Origin of the sequence: Edaphobacter dinghuensis (assembly GCF_014640335.1) — a bacterium.
In the GTDB taxonomy this organism is placed as follows: Bacteria; Acidobacteriota; Terriglobia; order Terriglobales; family Acidobacteriaceae; genus Edaphobacter; species Edaphobacter dinghuensis.
In genome coordinates, this window is sequence record NZ_BMGT01000002.1 from 546312 (window position 1) to 569820 (window position 23509).

The 23509-nt window shown below is 54.8% G+C and carries 20 protein-coding genes and 1 riboswitch; of the genes, 13 read left to right on the top strand and 7 right to left on the bottom strand.

Features of this window, described 5'->3' with window-relative positions; genetic code table 11:
• Positions 1–62: 62 nt before the first annotated feature.
• The 5 genes from IEW09_RS07935 to lon all read left to right on the top strand — a co-directional run bounded on the left by IEW09_RS07935 (position 63) and on the right by lon (position 7671).
• Positions 63–1352 (top strand): aldose epimerase family protein, encoded by a 1290-nt coding sequence (locus IEW09_RS07935; RefSeq protein ID WP_188553637.1) that lies wholly within the window; start codon positions 63–65, stop codon positions 1350–1352.
• A gap of 156 nt (positions 1353–1508) precedes the next feature.
• On the top strand, positions 1509–2939 hold the full coding sequence (gene tig, locus IEW09_RS07940; RefSeq protein ID WP_229739181.1) for a trigger factor: 1431 nt from the start codon (positions 1509–1511) through the stop codon (positions 2937–2939).
• Positions 2940–3018: 79 nt separating this feature from the next.
• Positions 3019–3609 (top strand): ATP-dependent Clp endopeptidase proteolytic subunit ClpP, encoded by a 591-nt coding sequence (gene clpP, locus IEW09_RS07945; RefSeq protein WP_026336315.1) that lies wholly within the window; start codon positions 3019–3021, stop codon positions 3607–3609.
• Positions 3610–3771: 162 nt separating this feature from the next.
• Positions 3772–5058 (top strand): ATP-dependent Clp protease ATP-binding subunit ClpX, encoded by a 1287-nt coding sequence (gene clpX / locus IEW09_RS07950; RefSeq protein WP_188553638.1) that lies wholly within the window; start codon positions 3772–3774, stop codon positions 5056–5058.
• Positions 5059–5247: 189 nt separating this feature from the next.
• Complete coding sequence (lon, locus tag IEW09_RS07955) at positions 5248–7671, top strand: endopeptidase La (protein WP_188554365.1); 2424 nt, start codon at positions 5248–5250, stop codon at positions 7669–7671.
• A 77-nt stretch (positions 7672–7748) separates the two neighbouring features.
• Here the strand turns inward: lon and IEW09_RS07960 are convergent, their stop codons facing one another.
• From IEW09_RS07960 to nuoI, 5 genes are all read right to left on the bottom strand, one after another.
• Entirely contained in the window at positions 7749–7898 is a 150-nt protein-coding gene (locus tag IEW09_RS07960) for a lmo0937 family membrane protein (protein WP_188553639.1), read from the bottom strand.
• Positions 7899–8093: 195 nt separating this feature from the next.
• On the bottom strand, positions 8094–8375 hold the full coding sequence (locus IEW09_RS07965; protein ID WP_188553640.1) for a MoaD/ThiS family protein: 282 nt from the start codon (positions 8373–8375) through the stop codon (positions 8094–8096).
• On the bottom strand, positions 8365–9654 hold the full coding sequence (gene thrC, locus IEW09_RS07970; RefSeq protein WP_188553641.1) for a threonine synthase: 1290 nt from the start codon (positions 9652–9654) through the stop codon (positions 8365–8367). Before thrC ends, IEW09_RS07965 begins: the two co-directional genes overlap by 11 nt.
• Before the next feature lie 118 nt (positions 9655–9772).
• Positions 9773–9878, bottom strand: a riboswitch (SAM riboswitch).
• Between the two features lie 136 nt (positions 9879–10014).
• A complete protein-coding gene (locus IEW09_RS07975) occupies positions 10015–10392 on the bottom strand; it encodes a response regulator (protein WP_188553642.1) in 378 nt (125 codons plus the stop codon).
• A 244-nt stretch (positions 10393–10636) separates the two neighbouring features.
• On the bottom strand, positions 10637–11140 hold the full coding sequence (nuoI, locus tag IEW09_RS07980; protein WP_188553643.1) for an NADH-quinone oxidoreductase subunit NuoI: 504 nt from the start codon (positions 11138–11140) through the stop codon (positions 10637–10639).
• A 126-nt stretch (positions 11141–11266) separates the two neighbouring features.
• Here nuoI and IEW09_RS07985 point away from each other — a divergent pair, with 126 nt between their 5' ends.
• A complete protein-coding gene (locus IEW09_RS07985; RefSeq protein ID WP_188553644.1) occupies positions 11267–11806 on the top strand; it encodes a molybdopterin-dependent oxidoreductase in 540 nt (179 codons plus the stop codon).
• A gap of 11 nt (positions 11807–11817) precedes the next feature.
• Positions 11818–12729 (top strand): LysR family transcriptional regulator, encoded by a 912-nt coding sequence (locus IEW09_RS07990; RefSeq protein ID WP_188553645.1) that lies wholly within the window; start codon positions 11818–11820, stop codon positions 12727–12729.
• Positions 12730–12808: 79 nt separating this feature from the next.
• On the opposite strand, the gene IEW09_RS07995 is transcribed toward IEW09_RS07990, so the two are convergent.
• A complete protein-coding gene (locus tag IEW09_RS07995) occupies positions 12809–13147 on the bottom strand; it encodes a P-II family nitrogen regulator (protein ID WP_188553646.1) in 339 nt (112 codons plus the stop codon).
• Between the two features lie 106 nt (positions 13148–13253).
• Positions 13254–14819, bottom strand: coding sequence for an ammonium transporter (locus IEW09_RS08000; RefSeq protein ID WP_188553647.1), 1566 nt, complete (start codon positions 14817–14819; stop codon positions 13254–13256).
• 482 nt (positions 14820–15301) lie between these two features.
• Here IEW09_RS08000 and IEW09_RS08005 point away from each other — a divergent pair, with 482 nt between their 5' ends.
• The 6 genes from IEW09_RS08005 (at position 15302) to hydA (ending at position 23298) form a co-directional block, all read left to right on the top strand.
• Complete coding sequence (locus IEW09_RS08005; RefSeq protein ID WP_229739182.1) at positions 15302–16534, top strand: porin; 1233 nt, start codon at positions 15302–15304, stop codon at positions 16532–16534.
• 74 nt (positions 16535–16608) lie between these two features.
• Positions 16609–18039: a glutamine synthetase family protein gene (locus IEW09_RS08010; protein WP_188553648.1), complete on the top strand. Its 1431-nt coding sequence runs from the start codon at positions 16609–16611 to the stop codon at positions 18037–18039.
• Positions 18040–18234: 195 nt separating this feature from the next.
• Positions 18235–19104 carry a nitrilase-related carbon-nitrogen hydrolase gene (locus tag IEW09_RS08015; protein WP_188553649.1) on the top strand — a complete coding sequence of 290 codons (870 nt, stop codon included), beginning with the start codon at positions 18235–18237 and terminating at the stop codon, positions 19102–19104.
• A gap of 54 nt (positions 19105–19158) precedes the next feature.
• A complete protein-coding gene (locus IEW09_RS08020; RefSeq protein ID WP_229739183.1) occupies positions 19159–20487 on the top strand; it encodes an FAD-dependent oxidoreductase in 1329 nt (442 codons plus the stop codon).
• Entirely contained in the window at positions 20480–21895 is a 1416-nt protein-coding gene (preA, locus tag IEW09_RS08025; protein ID WP_188553651.1) for an NAD-dependent dihydropyrimidine dehydrogenase subunit PreA, read from the top strand. Before IEW09_RS08020 ends, preA begins: the two co-directional genes overlap by 8 nt.
• Positions 21895–23298, top strand: coding sequence for a dihydropyrimidinase (gene hydA / locus IEW09_RS08030; RefSeq protein ID WP_188553652.1), 1404 nt, complete (start codon positions 21895–21897; stop codon positions 23296–23298). The genes preA and hydA overlap by 1 nt, the downstream gene beginning before the upstream one ends.
• Positions 23299–23509 lie beyond the last annotated feature (211 nt).

Sequence of the window (23509 nt, forward strand, 5' to 3'; positions counted from 1 at the left end):
AAGATGATCGCTGGATAAAAACGTGAATTGGAGGTTCATTGGAAGACCCTAGACTCAGCAGAATGTATGCAAAGTTGTGGAGACATCAACTCGCCGAACGGTGGCACCACATCAAGCAGACGGCAGTGAAGCGCTCAGGTCTGCTGGTCACCGTCGCTGTAACTCTTGTGTTGTTGCTGATAGCCGTAGGGTTGAAGGAGCGTGGCCGGGGCAAGCTGACAAGGCTGAAGACCGAGTTGGGAGTTCAGCACACAGTGCTACAGCAAGCGGTGGTCATACGTCCCGGCGGTCAGGACCCAGTGGTTCTGGAGCGTGCGGAGATGGCGGACATGGGAGGGCCGGAGCTGATCTCGGCGACGCTGCTGCCCGGGCGCGGAATGAATTTGCTCCAGCTTCGGGCTTATATTCCACAAAAAGGGACCGTAAACCTGCTGGCTTCGCCGTCTGTTGAGGACGCCGCTAAGCAGATGACAGGAGAGGGAGAGGACGCCAACGGGCTTGCGAGCTTGGCGATGGGAGCGCCCATCGAGGCTCCCTGGGCAAACCGCATCTGGGGTTCTCCGCTGGACAGCGATACCATCACGACCTGGCGGGGGCACAGCCTGCATCTGCCCGGCAAGGATGGAGAGAGCAAGGGCGGGCTGCTGCTGGACCGGCAGGCTGACTCCGTGAAAACAAACGTGATGCCCGATGGGGGGCAGACCCAGGCGACCTACGATGCAGGAGACTTTAACGGCCACTGGATATCACACACTGTGGTTACGACGAGCGTTCAATTGAATAGCCGCACCCTGGAGATGAGCATCTCTGCCCACAACACTGGAGATCAGGCAGAGCCAGTCGGGATAGGCTGGCAACCTCGATTCGCCATTTTGAGCGGAGACCGCGGCCAAGCGACATTGAAGCTTCCCACCGCGCTGCATGTCGAAGGCGCAAACCACGGCGACGGAATTCCCACCGGCAGATTACTGCCGGTCACTGGAACGCCTTACGACTTTACCGCACATGATGGCGTTAGACTGGGCACGATGAACCTGAACGATAGCTTTGTCCATCTGCAGCCGGGGTTGATGGATAGCGGCCCCATCGCCGAGCTTCGGGATCCGAAGAGCGGTTATGGCATAAGAATCACGATCATGAGCCCTTCTATCAAGGCAATCCATATCAACGCTCCGGCGGACGCCTCGTATGTTTCCATCAGTCCCCAGTTTAACTATGACGATCCCTTTGGCCGGGAGTGGCCAAAGAGTGAGGACACCGGCATGGCTATTCTGGAGCCGGGGCAGACGACGCAATGGAGGATCCGGCTCGAGATCTTTGCCCTGAAGAGTAACGGATCCCAACAGATGTAGGCCTGGGAGCACTGGGAAGGCCAACGACAAGAAACCGCTGGATCGTAGAGGTTTGACCCTCCACAATGAAGGCTCGTACAGTAGTAAAGAGGCGTGTTCCCTGCGGTCAGCTTTTTGACCGCACAAACCCGTACATACAAGCACCCCCCGGAAGGCATGGATTTGACCCCGACTGAGATGACAGAGACGAATGAGACTGCCGAACAGCAGTCTGAATTGGCGCACACCCACAACCACGACCACGATCATGACCACACTCACGATCACGACCATCAGCCCGCCCCTTCGCTGAATCCGGAATTGACGCGAGAGATCGAAGTGGAAGTCGGAGCGGATGAGGTGTCCAAGGCCTTTAAAAAGGTCGTGAAGCGCTATCAGAAGCTGGCGCGTATCCCCGGTTTCCGCGCGGGCAAGGTGCCGGAGTCGCTGATTCGGTCGAAGTTTGCCAAAGAGGTCCGGCAGGAGGTTCTGGAGAGCCTCGTATCTGAACCTTTCCGCAAGGCGATCGACGATCAGAAGCTGCGCCCGGTTTCGGAGCCGCAGTTGCTCGATATGCAGCTTTTTGAAGGGCAGCCGTTGAAGTTCAAGGCTGCATTCGAGGTTGCTCCTGAGTTCGAGATCGCCGGCTACGAGAGCGTTCGCGTCGCGAAGCCTGAGGTTGCACTTACCAATGACGAGTTCGATGCAGAGCTTGGCCGGGTGTTGGATGCTCATGCAACCGTTGAACCGGTGGATGAAGAGCGTGCACTGGTCGATGGCGACTGGGCTGAGATTCAGTTCCGCGGCGAAGTGAAGGACCTGGCGCAGACCGTAACCGAGGATGGCGTTACGAACGCTTCGCAAAGTGCACCCATCACCGGCGAGGATGTACTGATCGAGGTTGGCGGAAAGAACACCCTGGCGGCATTCAACGATGCGCTCCGCGGTGCGAAGCCGGGGCAGGAACTGAAGTTCGAGGTCGATTATCCGGCAGACTTTGGCGATAACCGGCTTGCCGGCCAGACGGTCAGCTATGACGTGACCGTGAAGAGCATCAAGCGCAAGACCTATCCGGAGCGCGATGCAGAGTTTGCTAAGCAGCTTGGAAACTACGAGAGCTGGGACGACTTTGAAGGGAAGCTGCGCGAGCACGCGGCAGGCCGCAAAAAGGATGCGCTTGAGAACGGCGCCAAGGACAAGATGCTTGAAGAGCTGATCGGAAAGTATCAGTTCCCTGTTCCCGAGTCGTTTGTGCAGCAGCAGGTAGATGCACGGCTCGATCGCGGTCTCCGTGCGCTTGCTCAGCAAGGCATGAAGGCCGAGGACATGCGTAAGCTGGACTTTGGCCGTCTGCGCGCTGCCCAGCGTGATCAGGCTGTGAACGAGGTAAAGGTTTCGATGATCCTCGATAAGATCGCTGAGGCCGAAGGCGTGGTCGTAAGCGATGAGGATCTGGATCGCGAACTGCTGATGATCTCCATGCAGTCGCGCGAACCGTTGGAGACTCTCCGAGAGCGGCTGACAAAGGATGGCAGCCTGGAACGAATTCGCGAACAGATGCGTCGCGAGAAGACCGGAAGCGTGCTCTACGAGAAGCTGGCTTCGTAGATAGAAAACATAAACCAGAATTTTCAGTTAACTGAATTTATAGATTTTTTTGCTTACGGATTTATAGAAAGAGAGCGCTATGGGATTAGTACCGATGGTGATTGAGCAGACGAGCCGGGGCGAACGCGCCTACGATATTTACAGCCGTCTGCTGCGCGACAACATCATTTTTCTGGGCACGCCAATCGACGACAATATTGCGAATGTCATCATCGCCCAGATGCTGTTTCTGAGCGGTGAAGACCCGGAGAAGGACATTCAGCTCTACATCAACTCTCCAGGCGGATCGATCACGGCAGGACTCGCCATTTACGACACGATGCAGTACATCAAGAACGATGTGGTGACGTTCTGCATCGGTCAGGCTGCCAGCATGGGCGCTTTTCTGCTGATGGCCGGGAAAAAAGGCAAGCGATTTGCCCTGCCGAACTCGCGTATCCTGATTCACCAGCCGTCGATGGGCGGACTGAGCGGACAGGCCACCGATATCGACATTCATGCTCGGGAGATTCTGCGGATTCGCGAGATTACGAACAAGCTCATGAGCGCCAGCACGGGTCAGACGCTGGAACGGATCGAGCGCGACGTTGAGCGTGACTTTATCATGACAGCTGCGCAGTCGAAGGAATATGGGATTATCGACGATATCATCGACAGACCCCGAACGTAATCAAAAGTAACGCACAGAAGCCCGGGCCGATTGGCCCGGGCTTCTGTGCGTTATCACCAATTCGATGTATAGCGGCAGGCACCTCTCTGCGGCTTGCAAGATGAAACGGGTGTAAACTGCTGTTTACACCATTGCACGGATTACCCGGGAGTTGCCGTACTTATGAAAACGCCACGAGGCACAGACGAATCTCTTCGCTGCTCGTTCTGCCACAAGTCGCAAGACGCGGTCGCGAAGCTCATCTCTTCTCCATCGGACTATCCGAGAGCGTATATCTGCGACGAGTGTGTTGCAGTGTGCAACTCCATCCTCGAAGACGACCGCACCGAAGCGCAACCCGGCGCAGCGCCTGCTCACCTGCCTAAGCCGCAAGAGGTCAAGGCGTTTCTAGACGAATATGTTATCGGCCAGGACCAGACGAAAAAGAAGCTGGCTGTGGCGGTCTATAACCACTACAAGCGAATTCAGATGAACAAGACTCGCGGCAACGATGTCGAGCTGGCGAAGTCGAACATCCTGCTGGTGGGACCTACCGGATCGGGTAAGACGCTTTTGGCGCACACGCTCGCGAAGATGCTCGACGTTCCCTTCGCAATCGTTGATGCAACCACGCTGACCGAAGCTGGATACGTCGGCGAAGATGTCGAAAATATTATTTTGAAGCTGTTGCAGGCGGCGGATGGCGATGTGGCGCGCGCTCAGAGCGGCATCATCTATATCGATGAGATCGACAAGATCGGACGCAAGGATGAAAACCCGTCCATTACGCGCGATGTCTCGGGCGAAGGCGTTCAGCAGGCATTGCTGAAGATTCTCGAAGGAACGGTCGCCAATGTTCCGCCCCAGGGTGGACGTAAGCATCCGCACCAGGAGTTTACAGCTGTCGATACCACGAACATTCTTTTCATCTGCGGCGGAGCTTTTGTCGGCCTCGAAAAAGTAGTGGGCCGACGCGTCGGCAAGAAAGCTCTGGGCTTTAAAGCGGTCGTTGCTCCAGAGGCAAAAGAGGACGAGGTAACACCGATTCGCGCTCAGCGAGATGCCGAGCTGCTGCGCCAGGCAGAGCCTCAGGACCTGTTGAAGTATGGCCTGATTCCTGAGTTCGTCGGACGCTTACCGGTGATGGGAATCCTCGACGAACTGGATGAGGCTGCGTTGATCGAGATTTTGACCAAGCCACGCAACGCCATCCTGAAGCAATATACGAAGCTCTTCGACTTCGAGGGCGTCAAGGTCATCTTCACAGATGAAGCAGCACGAGAGATTGCGCGCGAGGCGCTACAGCGTAAGGTAGGCGCTCGCGGTCTGCGGATGATTCTGGAAGAGTTGATGCTCGACCTGATGTATTTCGTCCCAGGTAATAAGAAAGTCAAGGAGTTGTCCATCACAGCAGAGATGGTCAAGAAACACAGTCTGACGTTGCCGATGTTGCTGGAAAAAGCCGGGTAGGATCGGTATGCAGGATTGAAAGATGTTCTGCACATGAGGTTGTTGTTTGTTTTTGGGAAAGCTGGACAGTGCTTAACCTTTCAGCTTTTCGAAACGCTCAAACATCCTGTTCGTAGCCGTTTACAATCACCGTGAGCCCTTCAAGCGCTTGCACCGTTGAGCGCGGGCGGACGTCTAATAGGGAGCATGATGACTAATCCAACCAAAGAGACGTTGACCGGCGAAGTACGCAAGCTGCCCATGATGCCCATTCGCGACATGGTCATCTTTCCTCACATGATGACTCCATTTGTCGTGGGTCGCGAATCGAGCGTGCGCGCTCTGGAAGAAGCTCTGTCGGGAGATCGGAAGATCTTTCTGGCGACTCAGCACGATGCCTCGGTCGACGAGCCGAGTATCGACGATATCTATGAAACGGGCACCATCGGCAATATCGTGCAGAGCGTCAAGATGCCGGATGGAAATATCAAGGTGCTTGTCGAAGGAATCGAGCGGGCGCGAGCGACGGCAATCAACGACATCGATGGATTTTTTGTTGCGACCGTACGAACAGGACAGACACACCTCGAGCTGACCCCTCAGGTTGAGCAGTTGATGCAGCGGGTTCATACTCTGTTCGAGCAGTATGTAAAGCTGCAGCAGTCTTTGAACTACGAGACCATGGCCGCAAGCGTCCGTGCGGATGAGCCGGCGAAGCTTGCGGACACAATCGCTGCCAATCTGCAACTGTCGATCGAAGAGAAACAACAGTTGCTGGAGGTCTTCGATCCGGAGATGCGTCTGTCGCGGGTCGCAGACGTTCTCGATGTTGCTATCGAAAAGTTGAATATGGACCGCACCATCCAGTCTCGCGTGAAGCGTCAGATGGAGAAGGCGCAGAAAGAGTACTACCTCAACGAGAAGATCAAGGCGATCCAGAAAGAGCTAGGGCGCGGAGAAAAGTCTGAGTTCGATGAGCTGAAGAAGAAGATCGAAGCAGCAGGAATGCCGAAGGATGTGCAGGAAAAATCGCTGCTTGAGCTGAAGAAGCTTGAGGCGATGCCGCCGATGTCGGCTGAGTCTACCGTCTCTCGTAACTATCTTGACTGGTTGCTTGCTGTGCCGTGGAAGAAGCGCTCCAAGGAGATTCGCTCGATCGAGCACGCCGAGCAGATACTGAACGAAGACCACTATGGGTTAGAGAAGATCAAGGAGCGCATCCTCGAGTTTCTGGCTGTGCGGCAGTTGGTAAAGAATCCGAAGGGCTCGATTCTGTGCTTCGTCGGACCTCCGGGTGTGGGTAAGACCTCTCTCGGCATGTCGATTGCCAAGGCTACGGGACGCAAGTTTGTACGCATGTCGCTGGGCGGCGTTCGGGACGAAGCTGAGATTCGTGGCCATCGGCGGACCTACATTGGTGCTTTGCCAGGCCAGATTATTCAGTCGATGAAGAAAGCCGGCACGAAAAATCCCGTCTTCATGCTGGATGAGATCGACAAGATGGCTTCGGATTTCCGCGGCGATCCGGCCAGTGCCCTGCTTGAAGTTTTGGACCCTGAGCAGAATACTTCGTTTCAGGACCACTATCTCGATGTGGAGTACGACCTGTCGCAGGTGCTCTTTGTTGCGACGGCAAATGTGTTGCACACGATTCCCGGCCCCTTGCAGGACCGCATGGAGATCCTGCGGCTGCATGGCTACACCGAACTTGAAAAGCTTGAGATCGCCAAGCAATATCTGGTGAAGAAGCAGCGCGAAGGAACGGGGTTATCGGAGAATCAGGCCATCTTTGAAGATGAAGCGTTGCGACAAATCATACGTGGATACACGCGTGAAGCCGGCGTAAGAAATCTTGAGCGCGAGATCGGTAATGTGTGCCGCAAGATCGCCCGTCGGGTCGTAAAAAATGGCACCAAGCATCAGGAGACCGTAACCGCGGAGAATCTCGGCGAGATTCTGGGCGTGGCGAAGTTCCGCGACTCTCAGGTCCATGAAAAGAGCGAGGTAGGTCTGGTAACGGGCCTTGCCTGGACGGAGATGGGTGGCACGATTCTGCAGACCGAGGTACAGGTACTGGACGGCAAGGGCAAGATGACCGCTACCGGACAGCTTGGCGATGTGATGCAAGAGTCGGCGCAAGCTGCCTTGAGCTACATAAGATCTCGGGCAAATCATCTTGGATTAGCGAAGGACTTCTATCGGAACGTCGATATTCACGTCCATGTGCCGGAGGGCGCTATTCCCAAGGATGGCCCATCGGCAGGCATCACACTTGCTACCGGGCTTGCCAGCGCGCTGACCAAGATCAAAGTGCGGCGTGATATCGCGATGACTGGCGAGATTACATTGCGCGGCAAGGTGCTTCCGATTGGCGGCCTCAAGGAGAAGCTATTGGCTGCTCATAGAGCAGGCATCTTTGAAGCTATTCTTCCGGAGGACAATCGCAAAGATCTGGCGGAGCTGCCGGAGTTGCTGAAGACCTCCATGAAGCTCCACTTCGTGGAAGAGATGGATCAGGTACTTCAAATCGCTCTTGAAGAGAAACTGCCTGAGCTACAGGAAGAGACTCCCAGCGGCTTGAGTTCTGTGCTGCCACCGAGCATCGATGCTCCGCAGCCAACAGCACATCAATAAATCCGACAATAGCACCGAAGAAAAACGACGGCCGAACTTGATAGGTTCGGCCGTCGTTTTGCAATAGAATAGCTCGTTCAGGCCGATCGCTTTCCGGTGACAAAGTGCATAATAATCGAGATGATCGCGAAGATAATCAGCAGGTGAATCAGGAAACTGCTGATGTGCAGGACCAGAAATCCGCCCAACCATAGAATGATCAGCACCACGGCCAATATAAGAAACATTTGAGTCCTTCTTTCTTCTTCGATGTATCGCGTCAAGCGCGAAGGTTACAGGTGATAAGAGCCGCGAAGAAGCCTATCCGTTGTATCTACAGCAAATAATGTGAAGTGTCCCGCTTTGACCATTGGACAAAGAGAAAAGCGGCCAAGTCTCTGGCCGCCTTTCTCTTTCTATTGCTAGCTCTGAATCGTGACTTGTTAGAAGCTGCCTCCAGCGATTGAAGGAATCAACATCACCTCATCGCCATCCTGAAACGCATATGTTTCGCCGCCAAGGAAGCGAATGTCTTCATCGTTCACATAGATGTTGATGAAGCGGCGCAGCTTGCCGTCCTCGCCTTTGATCTGGGTGCCGAGCGCGGGAAAAGTCTGGTCGATATCTGCAATCAGACCGGGCAGATTCTCCGCAGCGGAGTCGAACTGTTTGCGGCCATCGGTATGGCGGGTGAAAGCAGCGGGAAGAGTTACTTTAATTGCCATGCGTACCTCCAACGGCAGCCAGTTCGGGTTCGGCAGCGCCATCCAGCTCCCGCAGATAGGCATCAAAGTCAGCCAGACGGGGACGAACGGCGCGCTCTTCCCGATAATGTCCGGTCAGCGCGTCAGTTGTTTTAAGACCGTTGCCGGTGATGCAGGCAACAGTGATTTCGTCAGGGGAGATCCGTCCGTGAGCGTAAAGACGAGCAGTTACGGCGGTCGTTACGCCTCCGGCAGTCTCCGTGAAGATGCCTTCGGTCTCTGCAAGCTCCTGCATGCCGGATACGATCTCCACGTCGGAGACGTCTTCAGCCCAGCCGCCCGTTGCACGGATCATCTGCGACGCTGCTGGACCATCGGCAGGGTTGCCGATAGCAAGTGAGCGGGCGATAGTATTGGGCCGCTGCGGCTCAATGAAGTCGTTGCCCAGCTTGACGGCCTGCGAAATGGGCGAGCATCCGGTGGCCTGAGCACCGAAGAAGCGGACATGCTTCTCCTCCACAAGGCCAAGGTAGATCAATTCCTGGAAAGCCTTGCGGATCTTGCGAATGAGCGAGCCGCCGGCCATGGGCACGACCACATTGTCTGGGAGCCGCCAGCCCAGCTTCTCGGCAATCTCGTAGCCCACGGTCTTAGAGCCCTCAGCGTAGTAGGGGCGAAGATTGACGTTGACGAAGCCCCAGTTGTACTCGTCGGCGATCTGGCTGCAGAGACGGTTGACGTGGTCGTAGTTGCCGTCGATGCGGACCAGACGGGCGCCATAGACCTGCGTGTTGAGAATCTTGGCAGCCTCAAGTTCAGCCGGAACGAGGATGCAGGCCTTGATGCCAAGACGCGCAGCCTGTGCGGCGACCGAGTTGGCCAAATTCCCGGTAGAGGAGCAGCCGACCGTATCGAAGCCGAAACGCTGGGCGTTGGCCAGGGCTACAGAGACGACACGATCTTTAAAGCTGAGGGTCGGAAAGCAGACGGCGTCGTTCTTGACGTAGAGGTTAGTTGCCCCGATGCGCTTACCCAGGTTATTGGCCTTGATGAGCGGTGTGAAGCCTACCGGAAGGTCAGGCTGGTAGCCTGCCGGAATGGGCAGGAGAGCGGCGTAGCGCCAGATGCTGGGCGGACCTGCTGCGATAGCTTCGCGGGTAAAGACACCGCGTACTGCATCCAGATCGTAGGCCACTTCAAGCGGGGCCAGGCAATCGGGGCATGCGGACAGAGGCTGGTTGCCAAACCGCTTTCCGCAATCATTGCACTTCAGCTCATACGCCGTACAGGAATAGTTCATTACGCTCTCTCCGAGAGGAGGAGTTTTGAACTTGCGACATACTCTCTTTTAGGGGATGCCGCGAACGGCCAGGAAGGTGAAATGGGGTGCAACCTAAAATTTTGGTTGCGTGCTCCTAATCTCATGTTCCCTGTTTCCAGGAGAGAGTTGACACCGGTACGCCTTTGTTCTGTCCGGTTGTCGTGGTGTCACAGGGCTCGTCCCTCAACCACTCTGCATGAAATTCAAATTTGCCCGAAAGCAAACTGGAATAGTTAACTTTTAGCACAACACTAACGCTGCTGCAAGTATATCTGCTGGTAAGTAGATGCATGCCATTATGTTCAGGCTGCACTTTCTTATGCACTCACGATGCTCGCCTTAGCAATATTTGGGAATGATATCGCGGACACCTTCGACAAAGGCTGCGGGATCGAACTCTGTGCGCACAATCTCGTCGGGACAGTCGGTGAGAATGGCGACGCGCCAGTTGCAGACAAAGGCAATCAATTGTCCCGGCTGAGCCGTCTTGATCTCAGAGCATAGATGCTCGGCTGCGCTGATTCCCGTCTCCCCTTCAACGTCGATCAGGACAAGATCATAAGGTCGTGCCCAAAACATAGACATCCCCTCGGCATGGCTGAGAGTCGATTCAACATCGAAACCCGAAAGACGAAGAATCTGATCGCGCAACGGACGTAGCATCTCGCGGGAACAGATATGCAGAATAGTTTGTTTATTGCCTGTTAGCGGTTCCATGATTGCGTTAGCTAGTCTCGCCCCTGCCGATATTGTAAATGCCGGTTTCTTCTTCGAAATTTCACCCGTAACGCTGTGTTAGGCATTGGCAACGCATTTTGATTCAATAACTTGAGCTCCAAGCCGCGTTTAAATACTCAATACTAAAACGCTTAAAAAGCCGTCGTTTACAAAGAATCAGGCCCAACGATATCGTTGGGCCTTTTGACTTTTCTCTACACCGATTGCAGCTCTTTCAGACTGTCTAGGCGAGCATCTCGGCTTTATCTTTATCAGAACGGACAGCGTCGGGAAGCTTTTGCGTGGGGACGAGCAGATCCTCTTTGCGCATGACGAGATTGGTGGCGTTGAGGCTGGCAAGCTCAAAGCCGTGGCCGTGCGTGATGGCATCCGTCGGGCAAGCCTCGACACAATAGCCGCAGAAGATGCAGCGGTTGTAGTCGATGTTGTAGACCTTGGCGTAGCGCTCCGCAGAAGAGATACGGGTGGACTCGGTGTTCTCGGCCGCTTCAATATAGATGCAGTTTGACGGACAGGCTGCCGCGCAAAGAAAACAGGCGACACATTTTTCGAGGCCGTTCTCATCGCGCTGCAGTTGGTGCTTGCCGCGGAAACGCTCCTGAAATTTGGCCCCTCGCATCGGGCCTTTGCCGTCGGGGTAGTTTTCAACTTCGGTCGGCTGGAACATCTCCTTGAGGGTGATGCTCATCCCCTTGGCTATGGCTGCGGCTGCGCGTACTTTAGACATACTTTCAGTATAACGTGTGTGTCAGAAGAGTGTTGCCTAGAGGCAAACCAACTACTTGAAATAAAAATCTTATCTACTGCCTTATGCATGTCTGAAGTCGCCGGTTACACAAGATAGGATGTGGTTATGAAGCCAATTCGATTTGCTGGCTATTTAGCAATCGCGGTGATTTTGGGCGGCAGCCTCTGTGTGATTCCCGCACGCGGCCAGGGAATGACAGAGCATGCTCACACCGAGGCTGCGCTATCGACGAGCCTTACCCTCGTCATAGACGGCAAAGCGACGACTCTCTCCGTGACTGAGCTGCAGGCAATGCCGCAGAAGACGATTACCGTCCATAACCCGCATACGAAGATGGATGAGAGCTATACCGGCGTGGAGTTGAGCGATCTGCTCGCAAAGTATGGTGTGGCTCTGGACAAGACAACGCAGCGGAAAATCCTGCGTAGCTATCTGCGCGTCGAAGGGGCGGATCACTATTTTGTGCTCTATTCCGCAGCAGAGGTTGAAGGCGAGATACACAACGGCGACGTTATTGTAGCTACCGGAATGAATGGCGGTGGGCTGGGCGAAGACGGTGCAATCAAGCTGGTGGCCAGCCAGGACAAAAAGCCCATGCGATGGGTGCGAAACGTTACGAAGATCACGCTGGTAACGGTGGATTAGGGGGTGTCCTCATGGACTTTGAACAACTGAAGACGTTCGTCGAGGTACAGCGGCAGAAGAGCTTTTCCAAGGCAGCCGAGAAACTACGCATTACGCAGCCCGCAGTCTCAGCTCAGATTCGCTCGCTGGAGCGCGAGATCGGAGAGACGCTGTTCGACCGTAAAGGAGGCAAGGTCACCTTTACCGCTGCCGGTCGTGTCTTTGAGCCGTTTGCCGAACATGCTCTGGATTGCCAGCGGCACATGATGATGATGGTGGCAGAGCAGCTGCGATCTCCGCGGGGAGAGGTTGGCATCAGCGCGCAGGAGTCCACCAGCCTGTATGTCTTGCCGGATGTATTTGTGGAGTTCAAAAAATATTATCCGAAGGTTGCGCTGAAGATTATTCGCTCCGAGAGGGCACGCACGCTCGAGCTGCTGGCAAACCGCGAGATCGATTTCGGAGTCGTCTCTCTTCCTGTAAAAGATTCGCGCTTTACGGTAGAGACCATTCATCGCGATGAGCTGGTGCTTACGGTTCCCAAGGATCATCCACTGTCCTCGGCGAAAAATATCGGGGTGAAGGATATTGTGCAGTTTCCCTTTCTGCTGCCCAAACAGGGGCGGCAGCGGGAGCTGATTCTCAACATCTTTGGAATGCAGGATGTTCAGCCTAAGACCGTGATGGAGGTCGAGAGCGGCGAGCTTATGAAGCGCTTCATCCTGTCCGGCCTCGGTATCGGGTTTCTGCCAAGCGCCAACATCGCAGACGAGGTCAAACGCGGCGCGTTGGAGATTGTGAAGGTTGAATCGCTACGCCTCACCCGCGACCTGGGAATCGTCTATCTCAAGGAAAAATCAATGACGCGGGCAACAAAGGCGTTTCTGGAGATTGCCACACGTGATGTGGGCGGGCCGGGGTCTGCAGGGCTGCCGACTGAATGACGCTGTTCCAAGTGGAAATATAAAAAAGCCCGCCGAGCTCTCACTCGATGCGGGCTTTTCCATATCGGATGCGAACCCGTTATAAGGCCCGCTCTCCGCGTTCCTGGTTTCTTATACGGATCGCGTCTTCGGCTTTGAAGAGGAAGATCTTTCCATCGCCGATCTCGCCGGTCGCACCGTGCTTCACAATCGCTTCGATGATTGGCTCGACACGCTCGTCGGAGACGACAATTTCGACTCGCAGTTTGGGAATCAGGCTAACCTCGTACTCCCGGCCACGATACGTCTCCGTGTGCCCCTTCTGCCTGCCGTGACCGCGAACCTCTCCTACTGTCATGCCCTCGACTCCAAGCTCTGAGAGTGCTTCCTTGATCGCGTCAAATCTGTTCGGTCTTACAATCGCCTCTATTTTTGTCATGCTGTCCTCGCATCGATTTATCGGGTTGAATAGTGAGCTTCAGTAACTAGCAAAGAAATAGATAGTAAGACACAGGGGATGGCCGAAGCCCGGCCATCCCCGCAGACTATTTTTCTGCATGCACCATGCCGGTAGGAGTCCCCAAAGTAGTGATGACATACTCTGGATAGGCAGAGATTCCATGCTCGTGCAGATCGAGACCATAGAGCTCGCCCTCTCTCGAAACACGCAACGTACCTGTCAGGTTCACCAGCCACATGACCAGCATCGCTACTGCGAATGTGGAGAGGGTGATGATCGCGCTACCGATGAACTGCGCCTTGAAGAGTGCCAACCCGCCGCCATAGAAGAGGCCCTTGAGAGGAGCACTATTGTCGGGGGCCAGCGGACCGGTTGCACCGTACTTCCCTACCGCAAACAAGCCGAGCGACAGCGTACCCCATATACCGCAGATACCATGGACCGGCACTGCGCCGATGGGATCGTCAATGCGAAGCCACTCGAGCAATTCAACTCCGAAGACAACGATAACGCCAGCAACGCCGCCAAGGATGATGGCTCCGGTGGGGCTTACCCAGTAGCAAGGGCAGGTAATCGCCACCAGGCCTGCAAGGAAGCCATTCACCGTGAAGCTAATGTCCCACTTCTTACTCATGAAGTAGGCCACCATCATGGCAGTCAGGCCAGCGGCACAAGCTGCAAGCGTGGTGTTTGCCGAGATTCGGCCGATGCCCTCAAAGTCCATGGCAGAGAGCGTGCTGCCCGGGTTGAAGCCATACCAGCCAAACCACAGGAGCAAGCCGCCTGATGCAGCAATCGTGAGATCGTGCGGCAACATGGGCCCGCCACCATCACGCTTGAACTTGCGTCCAAGTCGTGGTCCCAGAACGATCGAGCCCGCGAGAGCGACCATGCCGCCAATCGTATGAACGACGGTTGAGCCGGCGAAGTCGTGGAAGCTCTGGCCAAGCGTGGGAAGGAAGAAGCCCGTGCTTCCCATTGTTGCGAGAAAGCCGTCAGGACCCCATGCCCAGTGGCCGATGATGGGATAGATGAAACCGGAGACAGCAAGGCTGTAGAGCAGATCGCCGACGAAGCCTGTGCGTCCGATCATAGCTCCGGAGGTGATGGTGGAGCAGGTATCTGCAAAGGCAAACTGGAAGATCCAGAAGGCCAGGAAGCTGACGCCGGTGGACTCGTAAGTCGCCGGAATGTCTTTCAGAAAGAACCAGTGATAGCCAATGAAGCCGTTGCCATGGCTAAACATGAACGAGAAGCCGATGGCATAAAAGAGCAAGCCGCAAAGACAGGTGTCGACGACGCACTCCATCAGCACGTTGACCGTCTCGCGCGAGCGACAGAAGCCGGCCTCAAGCATGGTGAAGCCGACCTGCATTCCGAAGACAAGGAAGGCAGCAATCAGCGTCCACGCCGTGTTGACTGGGTTGACAATATCGGCTGCCTTGACCGGCGAATCGGCGGCCAACACGTTGGTAAAGCAGAGCTCGGTGATAAAAGTGGCGACCAGCATAACAGCCGCAACGCCAAGCACCTTGCCGGTGAGTAGAACCATGCCGTAACGACGCCACTGAGCATCGTGCAGGCGTTCGCCCAGTCGGCTGATCTTCTGCGGGAACGATAGTCTTACTGCCTGGTTCACTGTTGGTGACATTCAGAGAACTCCTTTGCTGGAAAGTAAATGACGCTATTGAGACACGTATCGCTAAGACCTGGAAGACGTCTGGAGCCCAACTGCCTGATTTTGCGATCCCTGGCTACGTTGCGGTAGCTGTACCGTACACAGCCCGTTCGCGAGCATCAAGACCTCATTCGCAGAAAAACTTTTTTCTATAGAGAGCATTACTTTTTACAACGACACCGAGACAAAAACGGAATATTCCGCGCAGCACAATAATTTTTTTTGATATGCCATATCGAATGCGTTGATTTGCGAATAATGCCGAAATCTGCGTGCTATACCCAACTTACGCACACTGAACAACCTGCTCAGACTCATTCCTGGCAGGAACGGGCCATTAAATATCACTGAAATCTGCCGCATCCTTATGACTTCTTAACGGTTTCTATACGGACTTCCTATCACTTTGCGCTCTACGATCACAACACCTCATAAGAGAAAGGACACTGAAAACGATGGCTCAATCAAAGAGGAAGACGGCACTTACGAGAACCATGATCGCAACCTTGGCATGTTGCGCCGGAGCGCTTCTCATCACACAAAACACCCAGGCACAGGACGCATCGCCACCCGCAGCGCCGTCCACCACAACGCCGGCTGCAGCACCTGCTGCGGCACCTGCTGCGGCACCAGCCGCCGCACCGTCAGTCTGGAGCGTCGGAGGAATCGACTTCAGCGGCCTTGTCGATGGCTACTATAACTTCAATGCAAATCACCCGCCCGATAGCACCAACGGAAACCAGCTTCGCAACTTTGACTATGACGCCAATACCTTCAGCTTAAATATGGCCAAGTTGACGATGTCTCATGATCCCGATCCCGTGGGGTTCCGAATCGATCTTGGGTTTGGCAAAGCGTTCAACCAGATCCTCAGCACCGAGCCTAACTTCAAGCATCTTGAGCAGGCTTTCGTTAGCTGGAAACCCACTAAAGCCAAGGGGTTCGAGGCAGACTTCGGCGAGTTTGTGACGTCTGCTGGCGCAGAAGTCATTGAGACGAAAGATAACTGGAACTACTCACGTTCTCTGCTCTTCTCGCTGGCAATTCCTTATTACCATGTCGGACTTCGCACCTCCATGCCAGTGACTAAGAGCTTTACTGCCGGTGTCCAGGTTGTAAACGGCTGGAATAACTTCAGCGACAACAACAGCGGCAAAACAATTGGACTTACCGGTGTCTACACCAAGCCGAAATACACGTTGAGCGCAAACTATTATGTCGGCCCCGAGAACAACAAGACGAACAAGGGATATCGCAACCTTATCGACACCACCTTGTTGCTGACACCGACTCCAAAGGTCAGTGCGTATATCAACTATGACTATGGTCAGAACCGTAATGCGGCCGTCATTGACAGCACTGCTGCAATACCGCAGTACGAGACGACGAATCTGTCTCATTGGCAGGGTATCGCCGCTGCGCTGCACTATCAGGCCACCGGCAAAGTTTCCTTTTCCCCGCGCTTTGAATATTTCAAGGATGAGTCCGGGTTCTCGACTGGAACAGTGCAAAACGTCAACGAATTCACCATGACGGGCGAATACAAGATGCCGGAAGGACTTCTGGCGCGGCTTGAATTCCGTCGCGACGACTCCGATCAACCCTACTTTGTAAAAGGCAGCCGCACGGTGAATGCGCAGTCAACCCTGGAGGTTGGTGTAGTCGCTTTCTTTGGGCCGAAGAGATAGGCGATCCCGGCAAGAGAACCCAGTTGCACTCGTTTGACCTGATTCAACGATCTTTACTTATATGAAGGAGCATTATGTCGACTGTACTTCGAAATTTTCTTGAGCTTTCCTATTCGGAGCTGGAGGATCTCAATCTTGAGGCGAAAGAGCAACGACGCAACCGCGTAGATGCCGGTGTGATTCAGGAAGCCAGGCTCAAATACCTGACGGATACCCCCGGCATCAAGGCCGTAACCGTTCTGTTCAGCGATCTCGAGGGCCGGCTGCACATGCTGGACTACGACAAAAAATTCCTGCTCAAGAGCTGGGACAACCTGACCTTCGACGGTTCCTCGATTCGTGGTTTTACAGCCCAGCGAGAGAGCGATCTGCGTCTGGCCCTGGACTGGAGCGCATTTTACTGGACTCCCTCCGATGTCTTCGGCGCAGGCAAAGTGCTCGTCTTCGGCGAAGTCATCGACAAGGGTGGCGCTCCCTACAGTGCAGACATCCGCGGACTCTTGAAGCAGTTCTCGAATAAATTGCACAAAGAGCACGGCTACACCTTGAATGCTGCAAACGAGATCGAAGGCTTCTTATTTGAAGGAGCCGACGCGGAACGTATCTTCCACGATACGGGTGAGTTTAAATACGTCAACACTGGCGGCTACTATCACTCGCTTCCCGGCGATCCCTTACGCACATTTATCGACACCTCGGCCGAGGTACAACGCGCGATGGGCTTTGAAAATGAAAAGGACCATCCCGAGGTTGCACCGTCACAGTTTGAGATCAACTACAGCTACGGAGAGGTCGTCGCAGCAGCCGATCAGATTCAGCTTTACAAGCTGATCTGCCGACAGATTGCGACGCAGATGGGAATGACTGCGAGCTTCCTGCCCAAGCCTGTCGTCGGAGTCAACGGCAGCGGCATGCACACGAACATCTCCATCACCAAAAACAAGAAGAACCTCTTCTGGGATGCGAATGGCGAGGAAAAAATCTCGAAGTTTGCATGGCAATTTGTCGATCGCATTCTCACGCATGGGAATGACATCTGCCTGCTGCTGAATGCGAGCGTCAACTCTTATCGCCGTCTCGATCCACACTTCGAAGCGCCCAACCAGATCAAAGCTTCGGCGACGGATCGCGGCTCCATGGTGCGCATCCCTATCGGCAATGAGAAGAGCGCACGCGTCGAGGTGCGTTCCGTCGGGCCGGATGCGAACCCTTATATGGTGCTGTATTCCATCTTCAAGAGCGGACTCGATGGTGATACCGCGAAGATCAAAAATCTGCGGCAGGCCGAACGCTACCTGCCCGATAACATCTATACCGCGCTCGACGACTTCCGCAGCTCCAAGTGGACGACCGAGTTGCTGGGCGAAGATGTCAAAGCCCGCTACGCGGATCTGAAGCAGGCATCCGCTGACCGATGCCCCCGCCTGCTGGGAACGATCGTGAAGGTGCCCGAGGTGCAGTTTCATCACGATGTCTATAACCAGCTTCTTTGGGGCCAGTTCTAATCGAGGCCGTAACCTGGTTTTATGCTGGTTGCGCAATAGCCGACTCTCCGGGGAGTCGGCTATTCTTTTGCAAATGACGTAAAATAACCAGGAGATTGAAATCAGGTATCTTCGATCTCCAAGGCTTTTGGCAATGTGATTTTGCCAGGATCTGCACTCTTGTAGGAGGCGGAATCCACGGAAGGATTTACCAGAATGCCGCGTATCGTCCGCTGTTCACTGATTCAGGCCGCAAGCACACCTCTTGAACAAAGATCGTTGGCCGAGATCAAACAGGCCATGATCGACAAGCATGTTCCCCTCATTCGGCAGGCCGCCGCTGAAGGCTCGCAGATCGTTTGCCTTCAGGAGCTCTTCTACGGGCCGTACTTCTGCGCAGAGCAATCTATTCGCTGGTACGACATGGCTGAGGCTGTGCCCAATGGCCCAACGGTAAAGCTCATGCAGGATCTGGCGAAGGAGCTACACGTCGCCCTTGTCGTGCCGATCTACGAGATGGAAGGTACCGGCGTGTACTACAACACGGCGGCAGTGATCGACAATCAGGGCAACTATCTCGGAAAGTATCGCAAGTCTCATCTTCCGCATCTCGAACCGGGTTTCTGGGAGAAGTTTTACTTTCGCCCCGGTAATCTCGGATTCCCCGTCTTCGATCTTGGCTTCTGCAAGATCGGCGTCTATCTCTGCTACGACCGCCACTTCCCTGAAGGCGCACGCGCATTGGGCTTAAATGGTGCTGATATCGTCTTCAATCCTTCTGCGACCGTTGCCGGGTTGAGTGAATATCTGTGGAAGCTGGAGCAGCCTGCACATGCGGCGGCCAATGGATACTTCGTTGGCGCTATCAATCGCGTAGGCACAGAGGCTCCATGGAACATCGGCGAGTTCTTCGGGCAAAGCTACTTCTGCGATCCACGCGGCCAGATATTCTCTGAGGCATCACGCAATCAGGATGAGGTGCTTACCGCCGATCTCGATCTGGACAAAGTTGCCGAAGTACGGAAGACATGGCAGTTCTACCGCGATCGCAGACCGGAGATGTATGGCGATCTGGTCAAGCCGTAGCTCGCTTCTCTCTTGTCCTTGAAGACGATTTTGTTTATCCCGAGGTAAGTAATGATGCAGGAGTTACTCCAACAGAAGCCAGAGATCGCAGAGAGGTTCGGGGACCTGCATCCGCCATTCGCGGCGCAAGCTGCAGTGGTTGAGTCGAACCGCTGCCTGAATTGTTTTGACGCTCCCTGTACCAGCGCCTGCCCAACCCATATCGATGTGCCAAAGTTTATTAAGAAGATCGCCAGCGGCAATCTCCACAGCGCAGCGCTTGGCATTCTCGATGCAAATGTTCTTGGAGCGAGTTGCGCTCGTGTGTGCCCAGTTGAAGTTCTCTGCGAAGGAGCCTGCGTTATGCATGGCTTCAACGAACAGCCGATTGAGATTGGACGGCTCCAGCGATTTGCCATGGATCATTTCCATGCGCAGGGAGGCAGGCTGCCGCGAAAGTCGGATGAGAAGCGGCCTGAGAAGATTGCCTGCATTGGCGCTGGCCCTGCGTCCTTGGCCGCAGCAGCAGAGCTGCGGCAGCAAGGTTTTCAGGTAACCATCTTCGACAAGCGATCTCTGCCCGGCGGTCTGAATACCTATGGAATCGCGGAATACAAGCTGCCACTTACAGATAGCCTTCGCGAGATTGAGCTGATCAAAGACTTAGGCGTCCAGTTCCGATTGGGTGTCGAGATTTGTGGCGAAAACTCACTCGCTGAACTCGAAGCTGAGTTCGACGTCATCTTCATCGGCGCAGGTCTTGGAGCAATGCATCGGTTGGCGATTCCGGGCGAATCTCATTCTGGAGTCATCGACGCTCTGCAATTTATCGAAGACTACAAGACGGGAAAGACCACTCAGATCGCGGGCGATGTAATTGTCGTGGGAGCGGGCAATACTGCTATCGATGCAGCCAATGCGGCAAAGCGGCTTGGAGCACGAAGTGTTTCGATTCTATATCGACGCACCAGAGAACATATCTCAGCATTTGACTTTGAATATCGACAAGCCTTGCAGGAAGGTGTTCGCTTTCTCTGGTTGACGCAACTGATGGCGATTCACTCCTCTGCTATCGGCATTACATCCGTCGAATGTCTGTGCACGGAGATTGATTCCGATGGATCACTTAAACCCATCGACGATTCAACCTTCCATCTGGAATGCAACCTGGTGATTCCTGCGATTGGCCAGTCACCTCTGCTTGAGCTTCTGACTCAATGCCGCGATGTGCAGCTGGAACAAGGGCGAGTCGTAGTCGATCGCGCAACGGGTCAGACATCGAATCCGAAGTATTTTGCTGGTGGCGATTGTGTCAATGGCGGACGCGAAGTGGTAGACGCGGTGGCAGACGGCAAGCGCGCAGGTATCGCTATCGCTCGTCTTCTGGAGGTGGCATATGTCTAAGTACAGCGTGAAACCAAATCTCTCTGTAAACTTTGCCGGCATCGAGTCACCGAATCCGTTCTGGCTGGCTTCCGCACCGCCGACCAATACCGGCGAACAGATTATGCGGGCGTTCGATGCTGGATGGGGCGGCGCCGTGTGGAAGACGATGGGTGCGCAGGTGACGAATACTTCTTCGCGCTATTCGTCGATCAACTGGAATGGGCGCCGAATGATGGGCTTCAGCAACATTGAGCTGATCAGCGACCGTCCGCTTGAAGTGAATCTGCGCGAGCTTGCTGAGGTGAAGAAGCGTTATCCGAAGCAGGCGCTCATCGCATCGCTAATGATCGAATCTACGCGCGAGGCTTGGCACAACGTTGTGCAGCAGGCAGAGGATGCTGGCGCCGATGGGCTGGAGTTGAACTTCGGTTGTCCTCATGGCATGAGCGAGCGTGGCATGGGATCGGCGGTCGGTCAGGTGCCGGAATATGCGGAGATGATTACGGCCTGGGTGAAGGAGAAGGCTCGAACTCCGGTCATCGTAAAGCTGACACCGAATATCACCGACATTCGCGAGGTGGCGCGAGCAGCGAAGCGCGGCGGAGCGGATGCGCTTGCCGCTATCAATACCATCAACTCCATCACCAGCATCGATCTCGATACGTTGATGCCGCAGCCGAATGTCGATGGCAGATCTTCGCATGGCGGTTACAGCGGGCCTGCGGTGAAACCTATCGCGCTGAATATGGTGCAGCAGGTGATGAGCGATCCGGAGGCGATGTTGCCGATCTCTGGAATTGGCGGCATCGCTACGTGGAGAGATGCCGCGGAGTTTATTCTGCTCGGTTCAGGCAGCGTGCAGGTTTGTACAGCGGTGATGCAGCAGGGTTATCGCATCGTCGAGGACATGATTGACGGCCTTGAGAACTGGATGTGCGAGAAGGGCTTTCAGTCTATCGAAGACTTTCGCGGACTCAGCCTGCCGAAGGTGACGGAATGGAAGGACCTAAACCTGAACTACAAGGTCGTCGCACACATCGATGAGGCGAAGTGCATTGGCTGCGGCCTTTGCTACACAGCGTGTTGGGACGGAGCGCATCAGTGTATTCACGTCGATCGCGTGAGCGGGCAAATCGATGGGCCAATCGAGCTACATGCGAAACCTGTTGAAGTGGAAGCGGCCAGTCGAAGCAGCATTACAGTCACTCCGATTCCGAAGCTGGATGGCGAGAAGGCGCGTCAAGGTTATACAACTCCGCTTGCTCGCGTTCCTCGCGTGGACGAGACAGAGTGCGTTGGCTGCAATCTGTGTTCGCTGGTTTGTCCTGTCGATGCATGCATCACGATGGTTGAAGTGAAGACACATCTTCCTGCGGAGACGTGGGAAGAACGCTCTGCTGCTTGCCTGACAGGAGAGAGTTGCTGATGGGCTTGCTGATTCAGAATGGAACGGTTGTTACCGCTGAAAAAACCTTTGCCGCCGACGTGCTGGTGGAAGGCGAAGTCATCAAAGAAGTGCGCGCAGGGATCTCAGCCAGCGGCCATTCCGTTGTCGATGCGGCGGGAATGCTGGTGCTTCCGGGCGGAATCGATGCACATACTCATCTCGATATGCCGTTCGGCGGCACGATGTCGAGCGATGACTTCGAGACCGGAACTCGTGCTGCGGCGATTGGCGGAACGACTACGATTGTCGACTTTGCTATTCAAGCCAAAGGGACGAAGATGCGCGATGCACTCGACCTTTGGTGGAAGAAGGCCGAGGGTAAGGCTTGCATCGACTACGGTCTGCATATGATCGTCACCGATCTGGGCAGCGATGCTGGCAAGGCTGGTCTCGACGACATGGACAGCATGGTGCGCGAGGGCGTGGCCAGTTTCAAGCTCTTCATGGCTTATCCGAATGTGCTGATGGCTGATGACGCGACCATCTTCAAGGCGCTGCGGCAGACGGCGAAGAACGGTGCGCTGGTCTGCATGCATGCCGAGAACGGCAGCGTGATTGATGTCATCGTGCAGCAGGCGCTGGCCGAGGGAAAAACTGCGCCGATCTATCATGCGCTTACGCGGCCTACGCTTGCGGAGGCAGAAGCAGTACAGCGGGCGATTGCCATGGCGGAGATTGCGGGTGCGCCGGTTTACATTGTGCATCTCTCTTCCGAGGATGCTTTGAATCAGGTTCGCGAGGCGCGCGACCGCGGCGTTCCTGCGTTTGCCGAGACCTGTCCGCAGTATCTACTGCTGTCGATTGAAGACAATATGAATACCGGCTCGTTCGAGGATGCCAAGTATGTCTTCACACCTCCGCTAAGGGAGAAGAAAAATCAGGCCAAACTTTGGGACGGCCTGAAGCATGACCATCTGCAGGTGGTTTCGACCGACCACTGCCCTTTCTGTTTTGCCGACCAGAAGGTGCTGGGGATCGACGACTTTACGAAGATTCCGAACGGTGGCCCGGGCATCGAAAACCGGATGCAGTTGATCCATCACCATGGCGTCAACTCGGGCAAGCTGTCGCTGAACCGGTTTGTCGAGATTACGGCTACCGCTCCGGCGCGAATCTTCGGGATGTATCCGAAGAAGGGGACGATTGCGCCGGGCAGCGATGCGGACATCGTGATCTGGGACCCGAAGGCCGAGCTTACGATCAGCGCCGCGACCCACAACATGCGCTGCGACTACTCGATGTTTGAAGGGTATCGGGTGAAGGGTAATGCCCGGCAGGTGTTCTCGGCAGGCGAGTTGATCGTTGAGGGCGGCAAGTTTCTGGGCAAGGCTGGGAGAGGCAAATATCTGAAGCGTGAGCCGCGTGGTGGCGCGTGGCGCTGAGGTACCCTCCCCCCTGTACTAGACTCGCAAAGTCTTCATTACAAAAGGTTTATTTTATAAAGTCTTCATTTCAGATACTTTACAGGTAAAGTATTGCTTATAAAGGATTTAGATTTCAGCAATTGCGTGCCGCGCCCTCATCCCCTTTTGATCCACTGCTTTTAGTTTAGCAATTGGATGGAAACTGATCTGCAATGTTTATGTCTTTTAT

Excerpts from the sequence above, each read along its gene's own strand:
- IEW09_RS07935 (WP_188553637.1), top strand. The coding sequence starts at position 63 with ATGTATGCAAAGTTGTGGAGACATCAACTCGCCGAACGGTGGCACCAC.
- tig (WP_229739181.1), top strand. The coding sequence starts at position 1,509 with ATGGATTTGACCCCGACTGAGATGACAGAGACGAATGAGACTGCCGAA.
- clpP (WP_026336315.1), top strand. The coding sequence starts at position 3,019 with ATGGGATTAGTACCGATGGTGATTGAGCAGACGAGCCGGGGCGAACGC.
- clpX (WP_188553638.1), top strand. The coding sequence starts at position 3,772 with ATGAAAACGCCACGAGGCACAGACGAATCTCTTCGCTGCTCGTTCTGC.
- lon (WP_188554365.1), top strand. The coding sequence starts at position 5,248 with ATGACTAATCCAACCAAAGAGACGTTGACCGGCGAAGTACGCAAGCTG.
- IEW09_RS07960 (WP_188553639.1), bottom strand. The coding sequence starts at position 7,898 with ATGTTTCTTATATTGGCCGTGGTGCTGATCATTCTATGGTTGGGCGGA.
- IEW09_RS07965 (WP_188553640.1), bottom strand. The coding sequence starts at position 8,375 with ATGGCAATTAAAGTAACTCTTCCCGCTGCTTTCACCCGCCATACCGAT.
- thrC (WP_188553641.1), bottom strand. The coding sequence starts at position 9,654 with ATGAACTATTCCTGTACGGCGTATGAGCTGAAGTGCAATGATTGCGGA.
- IEW09_RS07975 (WP_188553642.1), bottom strand. The coding sequence starts at position 10,392 with ATGGAACCGCTAACAGGCAATAAACAAACTATTCTGCATATCTGTTCC.
- nuoI (WP_188553643.1), bottom strand. The coding sequence starts at position 11,140 with ATGTCTAAAGTACGCGCAGCCGCAGCCATAGCCAAGGGGATGAGCATC.
- IEW09_RS07985 (WP_188553644.1), top strand. The coding sequence starts at position 11,267 with ATGAAGCCAATTCGATTTGCTGGCTATTTAGCAATCGCGGTGATTTTG.
- IEW09_RS07990 (WP_188553645.1), top strand. The coding sequence starts at position 11,818 with ATGGACTTTGAACAACTGAAGACGTTCGTCGAGGTACAGCGGCAGAAG.
- IEW09_RS07995 (WP_188553646.1), bottom strand. The coding sequence starts at position 13,147 with ATGACAAAAATAGAGGCGATTGTAAGACCGAACAGATTTGACGCGATC.
- IEW09_RS08000 (WP_188553647.1), bottom strand. The coding sequence starts at position 14,819 with ATGTCACCAACAGTGAACCAGGCAGTAAGACTATCGTTCCCGCAGAAG.
- IEW09_RS08005 (WP_229739182.1), top strand. The coding sequence starts at position 15,302 with ATGGCTCAATCAAAGAGGAAGACGGCACTTACGAGAACCATGATCGCA.
- IEW09_RS08010 (WP_188553648.1), top strand. The coding sequence starts at position 16,609 with ATGTCGACTGTACTTCGAAATTTTCTTGAGCTTTCCTATTCGGAGCTG.
- IEW09_RS08015 (WP_188553649.1), top strand. The coding sequence starts at position 18,235 with ATGCCGCGTATCGTCCGCTGTTCACTGATTCAGGCCGCAAGCACACCT.
- IEW09_RS08020 (WP_229739183.1), top strand. The coding sequence starts at position 19,159 with ATGCAGGAGTTACTCCAACAGAAGCCAGAGATCGCAGAGAGGTTCGGG.
- preA (WP_188553651.1), top strand. The coding sequence starts at position 20,480 with ATGTCTAAGTACAGCGTGAAACCAAATCTCTCTGTAAACTTTGCCGGC.
- hydA (WP_188553652.1), top strand. The coding sequence starts at position 21,895 with ATGGGCTTGCTGATTCAGAATGGAACGGTTGTTACCGCTGAAAAAACC.